Source organism: Brachybacterium ginsengisoli (assembly GCF_002407065.1).
Lineage (GTDB): Bacteria > Actinomycetota > Actinomycetes > Actinomycetales > Dermabacteraceae > Brachybacterium > Brachybacterium ginsengisoli.
Map to the genome: position 1 here is coordinate 3,011,800 of NZ_CP023564.1, position 18,112 is coordinate 3,029,911.

Consider the following 18,112-nt stretch of genomic DNA (forward strand, 5'->3'; position numbering starts at 1 on the left):
GCTCAGTCGTTCTCCGCCTCGACCGCGGCGTGCACCACGAGCGAGGTGTACTCATCGGGCGAGAGCGGGGTGCGGAGGGTCTCCGGGATCGACGGATCCGGCGTGCCGAGGTGGGACGCGATGATCACGGCGTGCTCGGAGGAGAAACGGGTCTCGACCGGCGCGCCGCGGAGACGGGCGCTGAGCGCCTCGAGATCGGTGCCCGCGAGATAGACGATGTCATCGGGCGCGAAGTCCCCGACCACCGGCAGATCGCGCAGCAGGGCGTCGAGCTCGTCGATGTCCACATCGCCCAGGGCGCGGGTCTCGTCATCGGAGAACTCGCCGTCGACGGGGAGATCGGCGAGGGTGGCGCGGCGGGACTCGGCACGCTCGGGGACGACGGTCCAGGTCTTCTCCTCGTCATGGTCGGCGGGACCTGACGGGAGCGGGGCGGGCTGCTCCTCGGCCAGGTCTGCGCTCTCTAGATCTGCGCTCTCCAGGTCCTGGTCCTCCAGGTCCGGCGCCAGGTGGCGCTTGCGGGCCAGGGCGCGCACCACGTCGCGCAGCTGGGCCGCGCGGTGCAGCTGCCCGCGCAGGTCCTTGCCGGTGGCGCGGTGGTGGAGCGCGGCCGGGATCTCCTTGACCCAGAACCCGGCGGTGAGCGCGTCGATCGTCAGCGAGGTCTCCACGCCCCAGCCCGGGGCGAGCGGGAGGCAGGCCTCCCAGGTCTCGCGGGTGATGCAACGGGTGCCGGAGAGCGGCTGGTCGGGCTCCCAGCCGGTGGCGCGCTGGATGCCGCGTCGGGCGGTGCGCACCACGATGCCCATGCCGCTCGCCCCGACCTGTGGGGGCAGCAGAGCGATCGCCATGTCGACGCCCTCACCGAGCACCGCGTCCACGAGGGGCTGCGCGGCCTCGGCGGAACCGGCCATGTCGGCGTCGAGGAACAGCAGGGCACGGGGCACGGTGCCGGTCGGGTCGATCACCGGCAGCGGACCGGTGTGGCCCGACTCGCGGGGTTCGGCGTGCAGTTCCTCGGAGAAGGTGTCGCCGCCGTCGGCCCGCTCGGCGCCCTCACGGATCGCGACCAGCTGTGCGCCGGTGGCCATCGCCGCCGCCTTGCCGCGGTTGGACTTGTGCCGCACCACCAGGGCGTCGGCCCCCATGGCGACGGCGGAGGTGGCATCGGTGGACCCGTCGTCGACCACCACCACCAGGTCGACCCCGGTGATCCGGCGGGCGGATGCGATGGTCGCCTCGATCCGCTCCGCCTCGTTCTTGGCGGGGATCACGACGGCGACCCGCTCGGGGCGGTGCGCCGTCAGGGGCCCCGCGGTGCTCATCGCAGGGTCACCTGCCGTGCCACGATGCCGCCCCGCGCCCGTCGCTCCAGGGTGGTGAGCGGCTCGGTCACGGCCAGCGCCTCCTGGAAGCGGGTCCGGAAGGCCTCCGCCTCGGCCTCGACGCCCTCGGCGCCGCAGCCCTTCGGCAGGTCCCAGACGGGGATGGTGAGGCCCTCGGCGCGGAAGGAGCCGACGTACTTGGTGCCCTCGCCGATCGCGGACTCGCGACGGGCGTGGAGGCGGGTGACCGCGTCGATCACCTTCTCCTCGTCGGCATCGAGCACCCAGCGCAGGTGCTCCTTGGAGCCGGCGTCGACCCAGTAGGCGTGGGGCAGGCCGGCCACGGGGCGGGTCGGCATGATCGAGTCGTTCGCCTGGGTGATCGCGTTCTCGATCTCGCCGGTGCGCTCGGCGCTGGGGTCGAGCCAGAACTCGAAGGTGTCCTGCACCTGGATCTCGAAGTCGCCGCTGAGGTCGAGGATGTCCTGCAGGCGCGGGGCGTCCTCATCGAGGGTGACCGTGGTGATCGGGCTGCCGGGCTCGAGGGCGGCGGCGAGCCGGATCGCCTGGCCGATCCCGCGCGAGAGGTCGCCGCCGGGGTAGCCGGCCTGGATGCCGACGGTGATGGAGCCGTCGGTACGGCGCACGGCGGGCCAGGCCATCGGCAGGATCGTCGCGATCTCGACGTCGAGGGAGCCGTACTCGGCGGTGGTCTTCGCGGCCATGGTCGCGGCCGGGATCAGCTGGCGCATCGCCACGAGGTCCTGCTCATTGGGCAGGCCCTCGAAGGGACGGCGGACCAGGTCGTTGCTCGAGGTGGAACTCATGGTCGGGAGTCTACCGATCCTGTGCGCCGCCTCCACGGAGGCGCTCCATGAGCAGCTCGGCGTCGTCCTCCGGGTTCGGGCCGATCACCACGAAGCCGCCGCGCTCGTACAGACGGCGGGCCGGAGCGTTCGTCTCGACCACGGCGAGGAGCAGCCGGGTGTCCGCGAGGTGCGCGGCGTGATGCTCCACGGCGGCGTCGAGCAGCGCCCGGCCCGCGCCCCGGCCGCGCGCCTCCGATGCGATCCAGACCGAGATCAGCTCCGTGACCTCGCCGGTGTCGTCGAGCAGGAGCCGGCCCATCCCGGCAGGGGCGCCGTCGGCCTCGACCAGGAAGGGCACCATCGGGGCGGTGACCCCGGCGCGCCAGTGCTCCTCGGTGTCCCGCCCGAGCACCTCCTCCAGGGTGGTGCCGAAGGCCTCGGGGGCGTCCGCCAGGGCGCGCAGGCGCAGCTCGCGCCAGATCGCCCAGTCCTCCGCGCCGATCCGGCGCACCTCGATCACGGGTGGGTCCCCGCATCCATGAGCTCCCGGGCGCACTCCTCGAGGTCCCGCGGTTCGACGCCGTCGAGCATGTGGAGGGCGAAGTCCGCGCTGAGCCGCTCGAAGAACAGGGTGCCGCGCACCGAGTTGCCGTGCAGGTCGAGCTGCGGGGCGTAGCTGGCCACGCCGAAGCGGGAGGGCAGGGCCGCGATGATCCCGCCGCCCACACCGGACTTCGCAGGCAGACCCACGTCGCTCACCCAGTCCCCCGCGTTGTCGTACATCCCGCAGGTGAGCATCACCGAGAGCACCTGGCGGGCGGCGACGCGGGAGAAGACCTCCTCGCCGGTGAGCGGGTTGGTGCCGCCCGAGGCGAGGGTCGCGGCCATGACGGCGAGGTCCGTGACCGAGGTGAGCACGGCGCACCCCTCGATGTAGCCGCCCACCACGTCGGCGGCGTCCTCGCTCATCGAACCGGCGGCGCGGAGCATGTAGGCGAGCGCGAGGTTGCGGTCCGCGCTCTTGAGCTCCTCGCTCCAGGTCTCGTCATGCGGCTCCAGGGGGCGCCCCGCGGCGGCGTCGAGGATCGCGCGCAGGCGCTGGGTGCGCTCGTCCTTGGTGGTGCCGAGCATGGCGTGGGTGCGGATCGCCCCGATGTTCACCAGCGGGTTCTTCGGCTTCTTGGTGGCGGGATCGAGGCTGAGGGCGTTGAACTCCTCGCCCGTCGGCTCCTCGTCGACCACGGAGTCCACGTAGTCCATGCCGTGCAGGTCGATCGCCGCGCCGTAGGCGAAGGCCTTCGAGATGGACTGCATCGGGAAGGCGTGGTCCGTGCCGGAGGAGGTGATCTCGCCGTCGACGGTGCAGACGGCCACCCCGAGGTGGTCCTCCTGCGCGCCGGAGAGGAAGGAGAGCTCGGGGATGTCGCCGTCGACGTCGGCGCCGCCGACGATCCCGCGATCGGGCTGGACCGCGTCCGGATCGGCGATCGTCGTCGCCCCGGAGAGCGCGATGGTCAGGCGGTCCAGGTACAGGGACAGGGAGGTCGGTGCGGAGCTCACGCACCTGACGGTACAGGCCGTCACGGCCCGCGCCCTGGGGGATACCGTGAGGTCATGACCGTCGCACCGCCGCTGGACACCGATGTCGTCGCCCGCCACGCCCTGGCGCACGACGCCTCCCACTACCTGCTGCTGCCGGAGGCGGTCACCGCCCCCGAGGACGAGGCGCAGGTCGTCGCGATGCTGCGGGAGGCGACGCGGGCGCGTCGGCCGCTGACCTTCCGCTCCGGGGGCACGAGCCTGTCCGGCCAGGCGCAGTCCGACTCGGTGCTCGCCGACGTGCGCCGCCACTTCCGCGAGGTCGAGGTGCTCGACGGCGGCGAACGGGTGCGGGTAGGGCCCGGCACGACGCTGCGCCAGGTCAACGCCCACCTGCTGCGCCACATGCGCCGGCTGGGCCCGGACCCGGCGAGCGAGAGCGCCTGCACGATCGGCGGCGTGATCGCGAACAACTCCTCGGGCATGGCGGCGGGGATCCAGGAGAACTCGTACCGCACCCTCGAGTCGCTGCGCTTCGTGCTGCCCTCGGGCACCGTCGTGGACACCGGTCTCGAGGGGGCCGACGCGCGCCTGCGGCGCGACGAGCCGGAGCTGCACGAGGGGCTGCTGCGACTGATGCGGCGCGTGCGGGACGATGCGGCGGCGACGCGCGTGATCCGGGAGCGCTTCGCGCTGAAGAACACCATGGGCTACGGGATCAACGCCCTGCTGGACTTCGAGACCCCGGCGGAGGTGCTCGCCCACCTGGTCGTCGGCTCCGAGGGGACGCTCGCCTTCGTCTCCTCCGCCGTGTTCCGCACCGTGCCGATCCAGCGGCACATCACCACCGGGCTGCTGGTGCTGCCCTCGCTCGCGGCCGCCACCGCGGCGCTGCCCGAGGTGGTGGGCGCCGGGTTCGCGACCGCGGAGCTGATGGACGCGCGGTCGCTGGTGGTCGCGCAGGGGCTGGCGGGCGCTCCGCAGGAGATCCGCGGGCTCGAGGTGGAGGACCATGCCGCACTGCTGGTCGAGCACCGGGCCGACGAGCCGGCGGCGCTCGAGGCCCTCGCCGCGGAGGCGGGGGCCCTCGCCGGCTCGCTCGGCCTCGCCGCGCCCTTCTCGATGACCACCGACGCCGCTCGACGGGCGGCCCTGTGGACCACCCGCAAGGGGCTCTACGCCGCGGTCGCCGGGGCGCGACCGGCGGGATCCACGGCGCTGCTGGAGGACGTGGCGGTGCCGGTGCCGGAGCTCGAGGCGACCTGCCGCGGCCTGCAGGAGCTCTTCGACCGCCATGCCTACGACGAGTCGGTGATCTTCGGGCACGCGAAGGACGGCAACATCCACTTCCTCCTCAACGAGCGGCTCGGCGAGAGCGGCGACCGGCTCGAGGCCTTCACCGAGGAGATGGTCGAGCTGGTGCTCGACCACGGCGGGAACCTCAAGGCCGAGCACGGCACCGGGCGGGTGATGGCCCCCTTCGTCGAGCGGCAGTACGGGCCCGAGCTGTACGGCGTGATGCGGGAGCTGAAGGTGCTCGTGGACCCGGCCGGGATCCTGAACCCCGGCGTGGTGCTCACCGGGGACCCCTCCGCACACATGAGGGACCTCAAGCCGGTGGTGGAGATCGAGGAGGAGGCCGACCGCTGCGTGGAGTGCGGCTACTGCGAGCCGGTGTGCCCCTCGAAGGACCTCACCCTCACCCCGCGCCAGCGGATCGTGCTGCGCCGCGACGCCGAGCACGCCGAGCGGCGCGGGGACCTCGCCACCGCCGCCGCGATCCGGGAGGCCTACGACTACCAGGGCCTGCAGACCTGCGCGGTGGACGGCATGTGCCTGACGGCCTGCCCCGTCGGCATCAACACCGGCGACCTGGTGCGGCGCCTGCGCGCCGAGGACGCCGCCCCCGCCGCGGCGACCGCCTGGGGCGCGGCGGCCGGGAGCTGGGACCTGCTCACCCGAGGGGCGTCGGCCGCGATGGGCGTCGCCGGGGCGATGCCGGCGGTGCTGCCGCGGCTCGCGACCGAGGTGGGCCGCGCGGTGCTGGGCGCCGATGTGGTGCCGCAGTATCGGGACGAGCTGCCGCGTCGGGGCGGCTCCGTGCGGCGGGCCGGCGGGCGCGGGCGGGCCTCGGCCGACGTCGCGGCCGTGTACCTCCCGGCCTGCGTGCACACGATGTTCGGGGCCGCGGAGGAGCCGCGCGGGACGGGCGGCTGCGGCGGTGACTGCGCGTGCGGGTCGTCGAGCGCCGGAGTCCCCGCGGCGCTCGACCTCCTCGCTCAGCGCGCCGGGGTGCGCCTCGCCGTGCCCGACGACGCCGCCTCGCTGTGCTGCGGCACTCCCTTCTCCTCCAAGGGCATGACCGCGGCGAAGGAGCAGATGCGGGAGCGGGTGCGCACGGCGCTGCTCGCGGCGAGCCGGGGCGGAGAGCTGCCGGTGGTGGTCGACGCCTCCAGCTGCACCGAGGGGATCGCCGGGGCGATGGAGGGCAGCGGCGTCGAGGTGGTCGATGCGATCAGCTTCGTGCGCGGGCAGCTGCTGGAGCGGCTCGAGATCGGCGAGCGCACCGGCTCCGTCACCGTGCACCCCACCTGCTCGACCACGCACCTGGGCGCGACCGCGGATCTGGTGGCGATCGCCGAGGCCTGCGCCGACGAGGTCGTGGTGCCCGTGGAGTGGGGCTGCTGCGGCTACGCGGGCGACCGCGGCATGCTGCATCCGGAGCTCACGCAGTCGGCGACCCGCGCCGAGGCCGCGGAGGTGGCTCGCCGCGAGACCGACTGGTACGTCTCGGCGAACCGCACCTGCGAGCTGGGCATGCAGGCCGCGACCGGGAAGAGCTACCGCCACGTGTTGGAGCTGCTGGAGGCCGTGACGCGCTGACCTGTCGTGACCCGCCGGTACTGTTCCTCTCGGTCTTTGTCGAGGAGGGCGATGCCCATGATGGGCGGACATCACGCGATCAGCGGCACCGCCGCCTGGATGGCCCTGGTGGGCTCCGCACCCGTGCTGGGCCACGTGAGCGGGCTGGGCCTCTGGGACCTGACACCGGGGCAGGCGCTCGCGGGCGCCGTGGTCGCCACCGGCGCGGCCCTGCTGCCGGACGTCGACCATCCCGGCGCGACCATCTCCCGCTCCGGCGGCGGGCTGACCACAGTGCTCACCCGGGCGGTGAGCCGGGCGGCCGGGCATCGCGGGGCGACGCACACGCTGCTGGCCGTCGCGGTCTTCACCGTGCTCGCGGCGTTCGTGAACGGGCTCGACTGGCAGGTCGAGGTGCCCGTGCTGGGGCGGATCGAGGCGGGCGCGGCGCTCCTGGTCACCATCCTGTGCGCGCTAGGGACCCGGGCGCTGAAGATGGTCGACGGGCTCGTGCTGCCCTGGGCGGTGGGTCTCGGAGCGGGGCTGCTGGTGGCCGTCGTCGCGCCGGACACCTCCTTCTGGCTCCCCGCCGCCGTGGCGGTGGGGGCGCTGACCCATCTGATCGGCGACCTGCTGACGACGGACGGGATCCCCTTCCCCACCTGGCCGCTCGTGGCGAAGCCCCCGAAGCGTCTCGCCTCACCGCTGTGGCAGCGGAGCGGCGACATCGCCCTGCCGGTGCTGGGCGACACGGGCAGCGCCCGTGAGTGGCTGCTGTGCACCGTCCTGACCGGCTATGCGGTGACCGCTGTGATCGTGACGGTCGCGGGCTGACCTGGCTGAGCCTCCCCGCTCCCCCACCTGCTCCCCCGCTCCCCCACCCCCGCTCTCCCGTCCCCCGCCGAGGGGCGGTTCTGATCCAGATTGTGGTTCAGAACCGCGCCTCGGCGGGCGGTCCGGCGGGGATCATCGTGGCGGCAGGCTCCAGGTCCCCGAGGCGTGCTCGAGCGTGACGTCGGAGCCTCCGGCGAGGTCGGTCTCGAGCCGGTACGGGTCACCGCCGGTCGGCAGTCCGGTGCGTCCGGGCGCGATGCTCCCCAGCGTCGCGAGGATCGCGCCGCCGTGCATGAGGACCACCACGGTCCCGCCCTCGTGCCGTCGGGCGAGGTCCTCGAGGACCGGGAGGACCCGCCGCACGATCTCTGCGCCGCTCTCCCCACCGAGCATTCGCGCCTCGAGGTCACCGGCCAGCCACGCCATCAGCGCGGCGCCGAGGGCCGGGATGCTGTAGGGCTCGTCGCCGCTGCGGTACTCGTGCAGCCCGGGCAGGACCTGGACCTCACGCCCCACGCGCTCGGCCACGATCCCCGCGGTCTGCCGCGCACGGGACAGCTCCGAGCTGACGACGGCGTCGACGCCGCGATCGCTCATCCGCTCCGCGAGGGCGCGGGCCTGCTCGAGTCCGGCCTCGGTGAGGACGCCGCCGTCCTCTCCCTCGGGGTAGGCGGCCTCGCCGTGGCGGGCCAGGATGATCGTGGTCCTGCGGCCTGTGGCATTCCGGACCGCCGCGCGCGCGGACTCGGGCACCAGGCCGATCCCCTCGACGTCCTCGACGGGGACCCACTGCGGCGAGTACACGTTCGCGTCGCTCGAGCGGTCGAGCTCCGGACCGCCGAGCACGAGGTCCTCGACCTGCGCCCGCACCCTGAAGTAGGTCGCCGAGTCCGCGCCGGGTGAGAGCGTGACAAGCTCCTCGACGACGACCCCCTCGAGCCCCGTCTCCTCCCGGAGCTCCCGGAGGCAGGCCTCGCGCTCCGTCTCGCCGTCCTCGATGCCGCCGCCCGGCAGCACCGCGTACTCCCGCCCGTCCTTCCGTCGGCCGATGACCAGGAGCCGACCGTCCTCGATCACCACGGCGGCGCTGCGGCGACGCGCCCCGCTCATCGCAGCACCGAGCTGAGCAGGAGGCTGGTCTCGCTGTTGACCACGCCGTCGATCGAGCGGATGCGGCGCAGCACGTCGTCGAAGGCGGGCAGGTCGGAGCAGGCGATCTCCGCGACCAGGTCCCAGCCGCCGTTGGTGGTGTGCAGGGACTGGATCTCGGGGAAGCCGCGCAGATGCCCGATCACCCGGTCGGTGCTGCGACCCTCGACCTCGATGAACGAGGTGGCGCGCACGGTCGAGGCCTCGGCGTAGTCCCGCACCCGCACCGTGAAGCCCACGATGACGCCGGCCGCGGTGAGCTTCTCGATCCGGCTGGTGACGGTGGCGCGGGAGACCCCGAGCCGGGTGGCGAGGGCCGCGATCGGCGCCCTCCCGTCGTTGCGCAGGGCGGCCAGCAGCCGTTCGTCGAGCTCCGAGAGACGATCCATGCGCATCATGCTAAGCCGCGCTGGGCAGACTGCGAAGGCGCTTCGCAGAAGTTCCGCATCTCCGCCATTCCGCCTGCCATCTGCGAAATCTAGGCTGAACGCATCGGCGCCGACGCCGCCCCGTCGGCCCTCACGAACGGAGGCCGGACGATGACCCAGCTGCTCGATGTGGCGAACATGGCCCGGTGGATCCGGCGCGACGGCGCCGAGAAGATCCTGGTGCGCATGACCGAGTACCTCGAGGAGGACTTCCGGCGCTGGGAGGAGTTCGACAAGGTCCCCCGCATCGCGAGCCACACGCCGCTCGGGGTGATCGAGCTGATGCCCACCTCCGACGGCGAGCTCTACTCCTTCAAGTACGTCAACGGCCACCCCTCGAACCCCTCGCGCGGATTCCAGACCGTCACCGCCTTCGGCGTGCTCGCCGACGTCGACAACGGGTACCCGGTCTTCCTCGCCGAGATGACCCTGCTGACCGCGCTGCGCACCGCGGCCGCCTCCGCGATGGCCGCGCGGGCGCTGGCCCGGCCGGACTCCCGCACCCTCGCGCTGATCGGCGCCGGATCGCAGTCCGAGTTCCAGGCCCTCGCCCTCCGCGGCGTGCTCGGGATCGAGGACCTGCGGGTCTACGACATCGACCCGGCGGCGACCGAGAAGGTGCGCCGGAACCTCGCCCCGCTCGGCTTCCGGGTGCATGCGGCGACGTCGGTCGACGACGCGGTGGACGGGGCGGACATCATCACCACCTGCACCGCGGACAAGGCGCGCAACACGATCCTCCGCGCCGAGCAGGTGCGACCCGGGGTGCATCTGAACGCCATCGGCGGCGACTGCCCCGGGAAGACCGAGCTGGACGCGCGGATCCTCGAGGACGCCGTCGTGGTCGTCGAGTTCACGCCGCAGACCCGCATCGAGGGCGAGATCCAGCAGATGGCGCCGGACTTCCCCGTCACCGAGCTGTGGGAGGTGCTCACCGGCGCCGCCCCCGGTCGCACCGACGCGGAGCAGGTCACCCTGTTCGACTCCGTGGGATTCGCGATCTCCGACTTCTCCGCGCTGCGCTGCGCCCGCGATGCGACCGCCGGCAGCGACCTGCAGGACGAGGTGGACCTCGTCGCCCAGCCGGACGACCCCAAGGACCTGTTCTCGCTGGTGGACGTCCTCGCGCCGGTGAGCTGAGATGAGCGGGCAGGCGCCCTCTCACGTCGTCCTCGTCCGCCCCCACCGCTTCCGCCCGAATCCGCAGACCGCGGCCGACAACGCCTTCCAGCACGAGCCGACGCGATCACCGGCCGAGGTCGCCGCCCGCGCGACGGCGGAGGTGGACGCTCTGGCGTCGGCCCTGCGGACGGCGGGCGTGGAGGTCGAGGTCTTCGAGGACCGGGGCGCCACGATGCCCGACAGCGTGTTCCCCAACAACTGGCTGTCCACCCACGCCGATGGCACCGTGGTGCTCTACCCGATGTTCGCCGCGAACCGGCGCGCGGAGCGGCGCGAGGACGTCATCGCGCACCTGCAGGAGCGCTTCGTGGTGCGCCGGGTGCTGGACCTCTCCGGCCACGAGCGCGAGGAGCGCCATCTCGAGGGCACCGGGGCGATGGTGCTCGACCATCTCGCGGGCATCGCCTACGCCTGTCGCTCCCGACGCCTGGATCCCGGCCTGTTCGAGATGGCCTGCGCGGAGCTCGGGTACCGGCCGATGCTGTTCGAGGCGTCCGACGCCGACGGGGTGCCCGTCTATCACACGAACGTGCTGATGAGCGTGGGGACCGAGATCGCCCTGGTGGGCAGTGGGATGATCCGCGACCCCGGCCGACGGTCCCAGGTGCTGGCCTCGCTGCGGGGCAGCGGCCGGGAGGTGGTGGAGCTGTCCGAGGCCCAGGTGCGCGGCTTCGCCGGGAACTGCCTCGAGCTGCTCGGGGACCGGGGGCGGGTCCTGGCGATGTCGGCATGGGCCGCCGCGCAGCTCACGCCCGCGCAGCGGCGCCGCATCGAACGTTCCTGCCCGATCCTCGCCGTGTCGGTGCCGACCATCGAGGCGGCCGGCGGCTCCGTGCGCTGCATGATCGCGGGGGTGCATCTGCCGCCGCGGGGCTCAGGCCCGTGACCGCCACAGCAGCCAGACGAAGTACGGCGCACCGAGCACCGCGACCATCAGTCCGGCCGGGATCTGGGCGGGCGCGATGAGGGAGCGTCCCAGGGCGTCGGCGAGTCCCACCAGGGTGCCGCCGAGCAGCATCGCGACCGGGATGGTGCGCAGGTGCCTGCCTCCCACCAGCGCCCGCGCGAGGTGCGGGGCGACCAGTCCCACGAAGCCGACGACCCCCACCGCCACCACGCTGATCGAGGCGAGCACGGCGGCGAGCCCCATCACCGCGAGGCGGGTGCGCTGCAGACGCACGCCGAGCACCCGCGGGGTGTCCTCGTCGATCGCGAGCAGGTCCAGCTCGCGATGCTGGACCAGCAGCAGCGGGACGATCAGCAGCAGGGCGATCAGCACCGGCAGCACGTCGTCGAGCCCGCGGCCGTAGGTGGTCCCCGACAGCCACGTGAGGATCGCGGGGGTGTCGAAGGGGTTGGCGCTGAGCAGCAGGAAGGTGGTCAGGGCGCTCATCCCGTAGCCGGTGCCGATGCCCACCAGCACGAAGCGCTCGGGCGCGAGGCCGCCCCGCCATGAGAGCACGGTGATCAGCACGAAGGTCCCGACGCCCACCAGGACCGCGCACAGGATCATCGCGGCGCGCCCGCCGTCGAGCATCGTCACCACGGTCGCGGCGCCGAGCCCGGCACCGGCGGTGATGCCCAGCAGTCCGGGTTCGGCGAGCGGGTTGCGCACCGTCGTCTGGACGACGGTCCCGGCCAGGGCGAGCGCGGCCCCTGCGAGCACGGCGGCGCCCACCCGCGGCACCCGGTCGGTCAGGGCCCGGGCGATGAGGTCCGGCGCCCCGCCGCGCAGCCACAGCAGCAGGTCCCCGGTGCGCAGCCAGAGGCTCCCCGCCAGCAGCCCGAGCACCACCACCGCCACCAGCAGCGCGCCGAGCACGACCACCACGATCAGGACCCGACGCCGGGAGCGCAGGCCGACGCGGGCCTGCGGCGGCTGCGCCGTCGGCCCCGAGTCCCGCAGACGCCGGGCGAGGACCACGATCATCACCGCACCCAGCAGCGCGGTGGGGATGCCGGTGGGGATCGCGGCGGCGCCCTGCGGGGTGAGCAGGGCGCGCATGCCGGCGTCGGCCAGCAGCACGATCAGCGCCCCGAGCAGGCCCGAGACCGGGATCAGCAGGACGTGCCGGTGCACCGCGCCCACCATCGACCCGAGGAGCCGCGCGAGCACCGGCGCGCCGAGGCCCACGAAGGCGAGCGGCCCGGCGACGGTGACCGAGACCGCGGTCAGGAGCACCGCGCACAGCACCACCACGGCCCGGGTCGAGGTGACCGGCACTCCGAGCGAGGCGGCGGCATCGTCCCCGAGCCCGAGCACGTCGAGGCGCCGCGAGAGCACGAGCGCGGCGAGCAGTCCCAGTCCGATCACGGGCAGCGCGCGCAGCGAGGCGTCGAGGTTCAGCTGGGTCAGGGAGCCGCTCCCCCAGGCGTACAGCCCGGTGGTCTCGGCCTCGAAGAGGATCAGCAGCATCGAGGTCCCGGCCTGCAGCGCCATCGCGACGGCGGAGCCGGCGAGGATCAGCCGGGTGGTCGAGGAGCCCGCGCCGCCCGCGATCGCGAGCACCAGGCCGGCGGCCAGCAGTCCGCCCACGAAGGCGACGCCTCCGGAGGCCCACAGCGGCACGGACAGGCCGAAGGCCGCCACGAGCGTGAGGCCGAAGTACGAGCCGGCGGTCACGGCGAGGGTGTCCGGGGAGGCCAGGGCGTTGCGGGAGACCGACTGCAGCATCGCCCCGGCGGCGCCGAGCGCGATGCCGACGGCGATGCCCGCGGCCAGCCGCGGCGCCCGCGAGGCGAGCAGCACCTCGGTGACGCCCACGCTCCGGTCCTCCTCCGACGCACCGACCAGGTGCCCCAGCAGCTCCGCGACGCCGAGGTCAGAGGTGCCCTGGGTGAGGTGCCACAGGCCCACCAGCACCACCGCGGCCAGGAGCACCAGGAGGGTGCCGAGCCCGGCGAGCAGTCCGCCGGCGCCCTGCGGCCTCACGGCGCGGTGAGGGTGTCGACGTAGGCGTCGATCGCCTGCTCGGAGGAGCGCGGACCGCCGAAGGTCCAGATGCCGGAGGGGAAGGCATGGGCACGGCCGTCCTCGACCGCGGGCAGGGAGGTCCAGATCTGATTCTTCTCGAGCTCGGTCACGTAGTCCCCGGCCGGGTCGTCGGTGCCCGTGTAGAAGAGATTCGCCTCGCCCACGGCGATGAGCCCCTCGACGTCGGTCTGGCCGAGGCCGTAGACGGGGTCGACCTCCCCGGTCCAGGCCGGGGTGAGGCCGAGCTCCTCGCCGATCGCGGTGAACAGGGCGCCCTCGCCGAAGGGGCGCAGGGAGACGTTGCCGCTCTCCACCCAGCCGTCGAGGTACACGAAGTCGGTGGTGGGCAGGTCCGCGGCGGAGACCTCCTCGCGGGCCGCGGCGAGGTGCTCCTCGAACTCGCCCAGCACCGCCTCGGCGCGCTCGGTGCGACCGGTGGCCTCGCCGATCAGGGAGAACAGCTCGGTCATGTGCCCGATGGGATCCGCGGCGTCGGCGCCCGTCGTGGCGAGGACCGGCACGCCCCGCTCCTCGAGCTGCGCGAGGATCTCGTCGTCCGCCCCGCTCGCCTCGACGATGACGAGGTCGGGATCGGCGGCGTAGAGGGCGTCGAGGTTCGGCTCCTGGCGGGTGCCGACGTCGGTGGTGCCGTCGGGGAGGGTCTCGGCGGTGACCCAGGTGGAGAAGCCCTCCACGTCCGCGACGGCGACCGGGGCGACGCACAGGCTCAGCAGGTCCTCGGTCTGCTGCCACTCGAGCACGGCGACCCTCTCGGCGGGGGCGTCGAGCTCGACGGGGCGGCCGAGGTCGTCGGTGAGGGACACCGGGCCGGTCGAGGTGGTCGTCTCGTCGGCCGCGCAGGAGTCACTGATCGCGGCGCCCTCGGAGGAGCCTCCTGCGGCGGTCTCGGGGACCTCGGTGGTGCCGCAGGCGGCGAGGGCGGTGAGGGCGAGCAGGGCGGTGGCCGCGGCGAGGACGCGGCGAGGGGTGCGGGGCACAGTGATCTCCGGATAGGGGGGTGAGATGGGGTCAGGCAGGTGCGACGACGGGGGCGCTGCGGCGGCTGCGCGCCTCGATGCGCAAACGGCCGCCGAGATCCGCGGTGACGTCGATGGGGATCTCGTAGACGTCGCTGAGGTGCGAGGAGGTGAGCACCTCCGCCGCCGTGCCGGCGGCGTGGACGCGTCCGCTCTGCAGGAGCACCACCTGGTCGGCGATGCGTGCGGCGTGATCGAGGTCGTGCAGCACGATCCCGACGGCCGCTCCGTGGACCTCGGCGAGCTCGCGCACCAGGTCGAGGGTCTCGATCTGGTAGCGCAGGTCGAGATGGTTGGTCGGCTCGTCGAGCAGCACGATCGCGGTGTCCTGGGCGAGGCAGGAGGCGAGCCAGACGCGCTGCATCTCGCCGCCGGAGAGCTCGCCGACGGCGCGCCCGGCGAAGTCGGAGATGCCGGTCAGGCGCATCGCATGGTCGATCGCGGCGCGGTCCGCGTCGTCGAGCCCGGCGAAGCGGCGGCGATGCGGATGGCGGCCGAAGGCGACGACATCCCGGACGGAGAGGCCCTGAGGCGCCGAGCGGCTCTGGGTGAACAGGGTCAGCGACCGCGCGAGCTCCTTCGCCGCGAGCAGGTCCGTGCGCCGCTCCCCGGCACCATCGGTCAGGCGCACCTCGCCGGATCGCAGCGGGTGCAGGCGGGCCAGCGCGCGCAGCACCGTGGACTTCCCGCTGCCGTTCGGGCCGAGCAGCGCGGTGACCGCCCCTGCCTGCAGGGCGATCGACACGTCATGGACGACAGGGCTGCCGCCGTAGGTCAGGGTGAGCTCGTCGCCCACGAGGGCGGGGCGGGGAGCAGGGGCTGTCGGCACAAGGGAAGCCTACCCTCACCTCATTCCGGTCGTCCACCCTTGCATAAATGATGGACAGCGGTGCTCCGGCTCAGTGCGCCGCCGGCTCGACGACCTCGGTGCCGGTGAGACGGCCCAGCCGATCCATGACGTGGTAGATCACGAGGGCCGCCGCCGTGCCCAGTGCGATGCCGGTCAGCGTGATGCCGTCGACGGTCCAGGTGACGTTCGCGATGCCCACCACGAGCGCCACACCTGCGGTGATCTGGTTCTTCGGTCGCGAGAAGTCGACGCGGCCGTCCACCCACATGCGCACGCCGACGATCCCGATCAGCCCGTAGAGCACGAAGGTCACGCCGCCCAGCACGCCGGCCGGGATGGTGAAGATCGCGGCGCCCACCTTCGGTGAGAGCGAGAGGCCGATGGCGACCAGGCCCGCCACCCAGTACGAGGCGGTGGAGTAGACGCGGGTCGCGCTCATGACGCCGATGTTCTCGCCGTAGGTGGTGGTGGGCGAGCCGCCGAACCCGGCCGAGAGGGCGGTGGCGAGGCCGTCAGAGGTGAGGGTGCGCCCCACCATGTGGTCCAGGTTCCGGCCGGTCATCAGGCCCACGCTGGAGACGTGACCGACGTTCTCGGCCAGCAGCACGACCACCACGGGCAGGAACATCGGCAGCAGGCCGAGGTTCAGCTCGGGGCTGTGGAACTCGGGCAGGCCCAGCCACGCCGCCTCGGAGACCGGCGCGAAGTCGACCTCTCCGCGCACGACCGCGAAGAGGTAGCCGATCAGCACGCCCAGGAGCACGGAGACCCGGCCCAGCAGGCCCTTGAACAGGGCGGTGCACAGCACCACGGCGAGCAGGGTGACGGTCGCGGTCAGCGAGGACTGCTTGAAGTTGTCGTATGCGGTGGGGGCGAGGTTGAAGCCGATCAGCGCCACGATCGAGCCCATCACCACCGGCGGCATGAGCACGCCGATCCAGCGGGTGCCCACCTTCTGCACGAGCAGGCCCAGCAGCGCCAGCAGGATGCCGGTGACCATGACGCCGCCGAGGGCGGCGCCCATCGAGTCCGCCTGGGTGGAGGCGGTGATCGGAGCGATGAAGGCGAAGGAGGAGCCCAGGTAGCTGGGCACCCGGTTCCTGGTGATGGTCAGGAACAGCAGGGTGCCGATGCCGGAGAACAGGAGCGTGGTCGAGGGCGGGAAGCCCGTCAGCAGCGGGACCAGGAAGGTCGCGCCGAACATGGCGATCACGTGCTGCGCGCCGATGCCGATCGTGAGCGGCCAGGCCAGCCGCTCCTCGGGCAGGACGATGGCATCGGGAGCGATGGTGCGGCCGTTGCCGTGCAGTCTCCAGCGGAACATGGGTCTCCAGGCGGGGTGAGGAGGAGCGGGAGGAGCGGGTCAGCGACCGGGGAAGATCTTGCGCCGAGCGGTCTCGGCGGTGACGTCGGGCACCAGGTCCAGCAGGGACCGCGTGCCGCCGTCGCGGGCGCGGAAGTCGGCGAACATGCGGGTGACGTCCGGGGCGCCGAACTCGTCGCGCACCGGGGCCGGCACGGTGAGCATCAGGGCGACGGCGAGGCCGAGGGACAGGGCGACGCCGCCGGTGACCAGCCCGGCGCCGGCGGCCATCGCCAGCGAGTTCACGATGACGTCGAGGAAGCCGACGACCACCAGGATCAGCCCGGCGACCACGCCGCTGGCCCGCGCGCTCACCGCAGGGCGGGTGAGCAGCGAGGTGCGGCCGGACAGCGAGACGACCAGGAAGCAGACGCACACCACGGCATCGATCCCGTGGAGCAGGGGGCTGCCGGGGGCGCGCCCGCCGAGCGAGGCGATCGCGGCCAGCACGTGCCACAGCACGGCGGCGGCATGCATGAGGGCGCTGAACTCGAAGGCGCGCACGCAGTAGACCAGCCAGTCGGTGCGGCGGAAGGAGACCGGCATGCTGCGCACGAAGGAGCGCGAGATCATCAGCCCGAAGGCCGCGACCAGGAAGGGCAGGTAGACGAAGCCGGTCGCGAAGCTCTGCGGCGCCGCGAACTGCAGCTCGAGGGTGTTGTCGGCCAGCGCCGCGATCACCAGGGCCGCCACCACGGCGGTGGACAGCACGTACCAGGACCGCTCACGGCGCAGGCCGGAGAGCAGCACGATCCCCAGCAACAGCGCGGAGATCACCGTGTTGGAGAAGGTGACCAGGGAGTACGCCCAGCCGGTCGTGAAGATCCGGCCCACGATCATCACCAGCGCGACCAGGAGCGCGGCGGCCGCCGCGACGCCCACGCCGAAGAGCAGGGTGCGGGCCGCCCGGCGCGCCCGCGCCTGCGGGACGTGGCCCTCGTGCGCACGGGGCTCGATGCCGAGGATCCCGCCGAGCAGCAGCAGGGAGACGCCGATCCCGATGCCGACGGGCGGGCCGTCGGGCAGCGAGGCGAACAGGTTCGGCAGCGAGAGCACCAGGTCGGCGACGATCACGGTGACCGCGGCGCCCAGGGCCGGCAGCATGCCCACGATCCGCAGCACGCGCACGGCGTTCAGCGGCGGGTTCTTCGGGACCCAGCGCAGCAGGTGCACCGCGACCAGGGCGAGCAGTGCCGAACCGATCCCCACCTTGCCCAGCAGGTCCAGCTGCGGGGAGTGTGCGACGGTGAACGTGGTGGTCAGGGCCGCCGCGAGGCAGATCAGGGCGGCCACGTCGCGCAGCGCGTCGAAGACCCCGAGGTCCGTGAAGCGATCCGGGAGCACGAACCCGTTCCACGGGATCTCGTCCCCCTCCGCGTTCGGGGTGGTGCCCGAGCGGGCGTAGGACGTCGCCGCCGCCGGCCGGGACAGCGGAGCGGTCAGCTGGTCCGCGTCCTCGTCCTCCAGGGGCTCGCCGTCGGGTCCGAGCATCGGGATCGCGCCCGTCGCCGCGGCCGGCTCCTGCGCAGGATCCGCGCCGGGATCGGTGAGGTCCAGGGAGCTGAGGTCGACGGTCTCGTTCTCACCCGGGGGCATCGCCGCGCCGCCGGCTCGTCGGGCGAGCAGCGGGGTCGCGTAGCGGTCGAACTCGGCCCGGTCCGGGAGGCGATCCGTGGGCAGGCTGTGGGGGTCGTCGATCGCGAAGATCCAGTCGTCGTCCTGGGTCCCCTCGCCGTGCCGCTCCCTGTCCATCGACCTTC

General features: G+C 73.2%; 15 protein-coding genes. 4 read left to right on the forward strand and 11 right to left on the reverse strand.

Annotated features, from left to right (window positions below; translation table 11 throughout):
* Positions 1–2: 2 nt before the first annotated feature.
* Genes CFK41_RS13525 through glsA form a run of 4 tightly spaced genes read right to left on the reverse strand, consistent with a single transcriptional unit; the run spans position 3 to position 3,694 of the window.
* A complete protein-coding gene (locus CFK41_RS13525; RefSeq protein WP_096800137.1) occupies positions 3–1,325 on the reverse strand; it encodes a glycosyltransferase family 2 protein in 1,323 nt (440 codons plus the stop codon).
* Positions 1,322–2,152 carry a DUF5926 family protein gene (locus CFK41_RS13530; RefSeq protein ID WP_096800138.1) on the reverse strand — a complete coding sequence of 277 codons (831 nt, stop codon included), beginning with the start codon at positions 2,150–2,152 and terminating at the stop codon, positions 1,322–1,324. Before CFK41_RS13530 ends, CFK41_RS13525 begins: the two co-directional genes overlap by 4 nt.
* Before the next feature lie 10 nt (positions 2,153–2,162).
* A complete protein-coding gene (locus CFK41_RS13535) occupies positions 2,163–2,654 on the reverse strand; it encodes a GNAT family N-acetyltransferase (RefSeq protein ID WP_096800139.1) in 492 nt (163 codons plus the stop codon).
* Positions 2,651–3,694, reverse strand: a complete 1,044-nt coding sequence (glsA, locus tag CFK41_RS13540; RefSeq protein ID WP_096800140.1) for a glutaminase A — start codon at positions 3,692–3,694, stop codon at positions 2,651–2,653. The genes CFK41_RS13535 and glsA overlap by 4 nt, the downstream gene beginning before the upstream one ends.
* A 54-nt stretch (positions 3,695–3,748) precedes the next feature.
* On the opposite strand from glsA, the gene CFK41_RS13545 reads away from it, so the two are divergent.
* The gene (locus tag CFK41_RS13545) at positions 3,749–6,556 is read left to right on the forward strand and encodes an FAD-binding and (Fe-S)-binding domain-containing protein (protein ID WP_096800141.1); all 2,808 of its coding nucleotides are present in this window, start codon (positions 3,749–3,751) and stop codon (positions 6,554–6,556) included.
* A 51-nt stretch (positions 6,557–6,607) separates the two neighbouring features.
* The gene (locus CFK41_RS13550) at positions 6,608–7,369 is read left to right on the forward strand and encodes a metal-dependent hydrolase (RefSeq protein ID WP_096800142.1); all 762 of its coding nucleotides are present in this window, start codon (positions 6,608–6,610) and stop codon (positions 7,367–7,369) included.
* A gap of 132 nt (positions 7,370–7,501) precedes the next feature.
* On the opposite strand, the gene CFK41_RS13555 is transcribed toward CFK41_RS13550, so the two are convergent.
* Both CFK41_RS13555 and CFK41_RS13560 read right to left on the reverse strand, forming a co-directional pair.
* The gene (locus CFK41_RS13555) at positions 7,502–8,479 is read right to left on the reverse strand and encodes a histidine phosphatase family protein (RefSeq protein ID WP_096800143.1); all 978 of its coding nucleotides are present in this window, start codon (positions 8,477–8,479) and stop codon (positions 7,502–7,504) included.
* Positions 8,476–8,907, reverse strand: a complete 432-nt coding sequence (locus CFK41_RS13560) for an Lrp/AsnC family transcriptional regulator (RefSeq protein ID WP_096800144.1) — start codon at positions 8,905–8,907, stop codon at positions 8,476–8,478. The genes CFK41_RS13555 and CFK41_RS13560 overlap by 4 nt, the downstream gene beginning before the upstream one ends.
* Positions 8,908–9,057: 150 nt before the next feature.
* On the opposite strand from CFK41_RS13560, the gene CFK41_RS13565 reads away from it, so the two are divergent.
* Positions 9,058–10,086, forward strand: coding sequence for an ornithine cyclodeaminase (locus tag CFK41_RS13565; RefSeq protein ID WP_096800145.1), 1,029 nt, complete (start codon positions 9,058–9,060; stop codon positions 10,084–10,086).
* A 1-nt stretch (position 10,087) separates the two neighbouring features.
* Positions 10,088–11,014 carry a citrulline utilization hydrolase CtlX gene (gene ctlX, locus CFK41_RS13570; RefSeq protein ID WP_096800146.1) on the forward strand — a complete coding sequence of 309 codons (927 nt, stop codon included), beginning with the start codon at positions 10,088–10,090 and terminating at the stop codon, positions 11,012–11,014.
* Here ctlX and CFK41_RS13575 read toward each other — a convergent pair.
* The 5 genes from CFK41_RS13575 to CFK41_RS13595 form a co-directional block, all read right to left on the reverse strand.
* Positions 11,003–13,060, reverse strand: coding sequence for an iron ABC transporter permease (locus CFK41_RS13575; RefSeq protein WP_096800147.1), 2,058 nt, complete (start codon positions 13,058–13,060; stop codon positions 11,003–11,005). The two genes, ctlX and CFK41_RS13575, sit on opposite strands and share 12 nt — an antisense overlap.
* Positions 13,057–14,106, reverse strand: a complete 1,050-nt coding sequence (locus CFK41_RS13580) for an iron-siderophore ABC transporter substrate-binding protein (protein WP_227873299.1) — start codon at positions 14,104–14,106, stop codon at positions 13,057–13,059. The genes CFK41_RS13575 and CFK41_RS13580 overlap by 4 nt, the downstream gene beginning before the upstream one ends.
* Before the next feature lie 25 nt (positions 14,107–14,131).
* Complete coding sequence (locus CFK41_RS13585; RefSeq protein ID WP_096800149.1) at positions 14,132–14,968, reverse strand: ABC transporter ATP-binding protein; 837 nt, start codon at positions 14,966–14,968, stop codon at positions 14,132–14,134.
* Between the two features lie 70 nt (positions 14,969–15,038).
* Positions 15,039–16,313: a uracil-xanthine permease family protein gene (locus CFK41_RS13590; RefSeq protein ID WP_096800150.1), complete on the reverse strand. Its 1,275-nt coding sequence runs from the start codon at positions 16,311–16,313 to the stop codon at positions 15,039–15,041.
* 39 nt (positions 16,314–16,352) lie between these two features.
* The gene (locus CFK41_RS13595) at positions 16,353–18,104 is read right to left on the reverse strand and encodes a DUF7937 domain-containing protein (protein WP_096800151.1); all 1,752 of its coding nucleotides are present in this window, start codon (positions 18,102–18,104) and stop codon (positions 16,353–16,355) included.
* Positions 18,105–18,112: the final 8 nt, after the last annotated feature.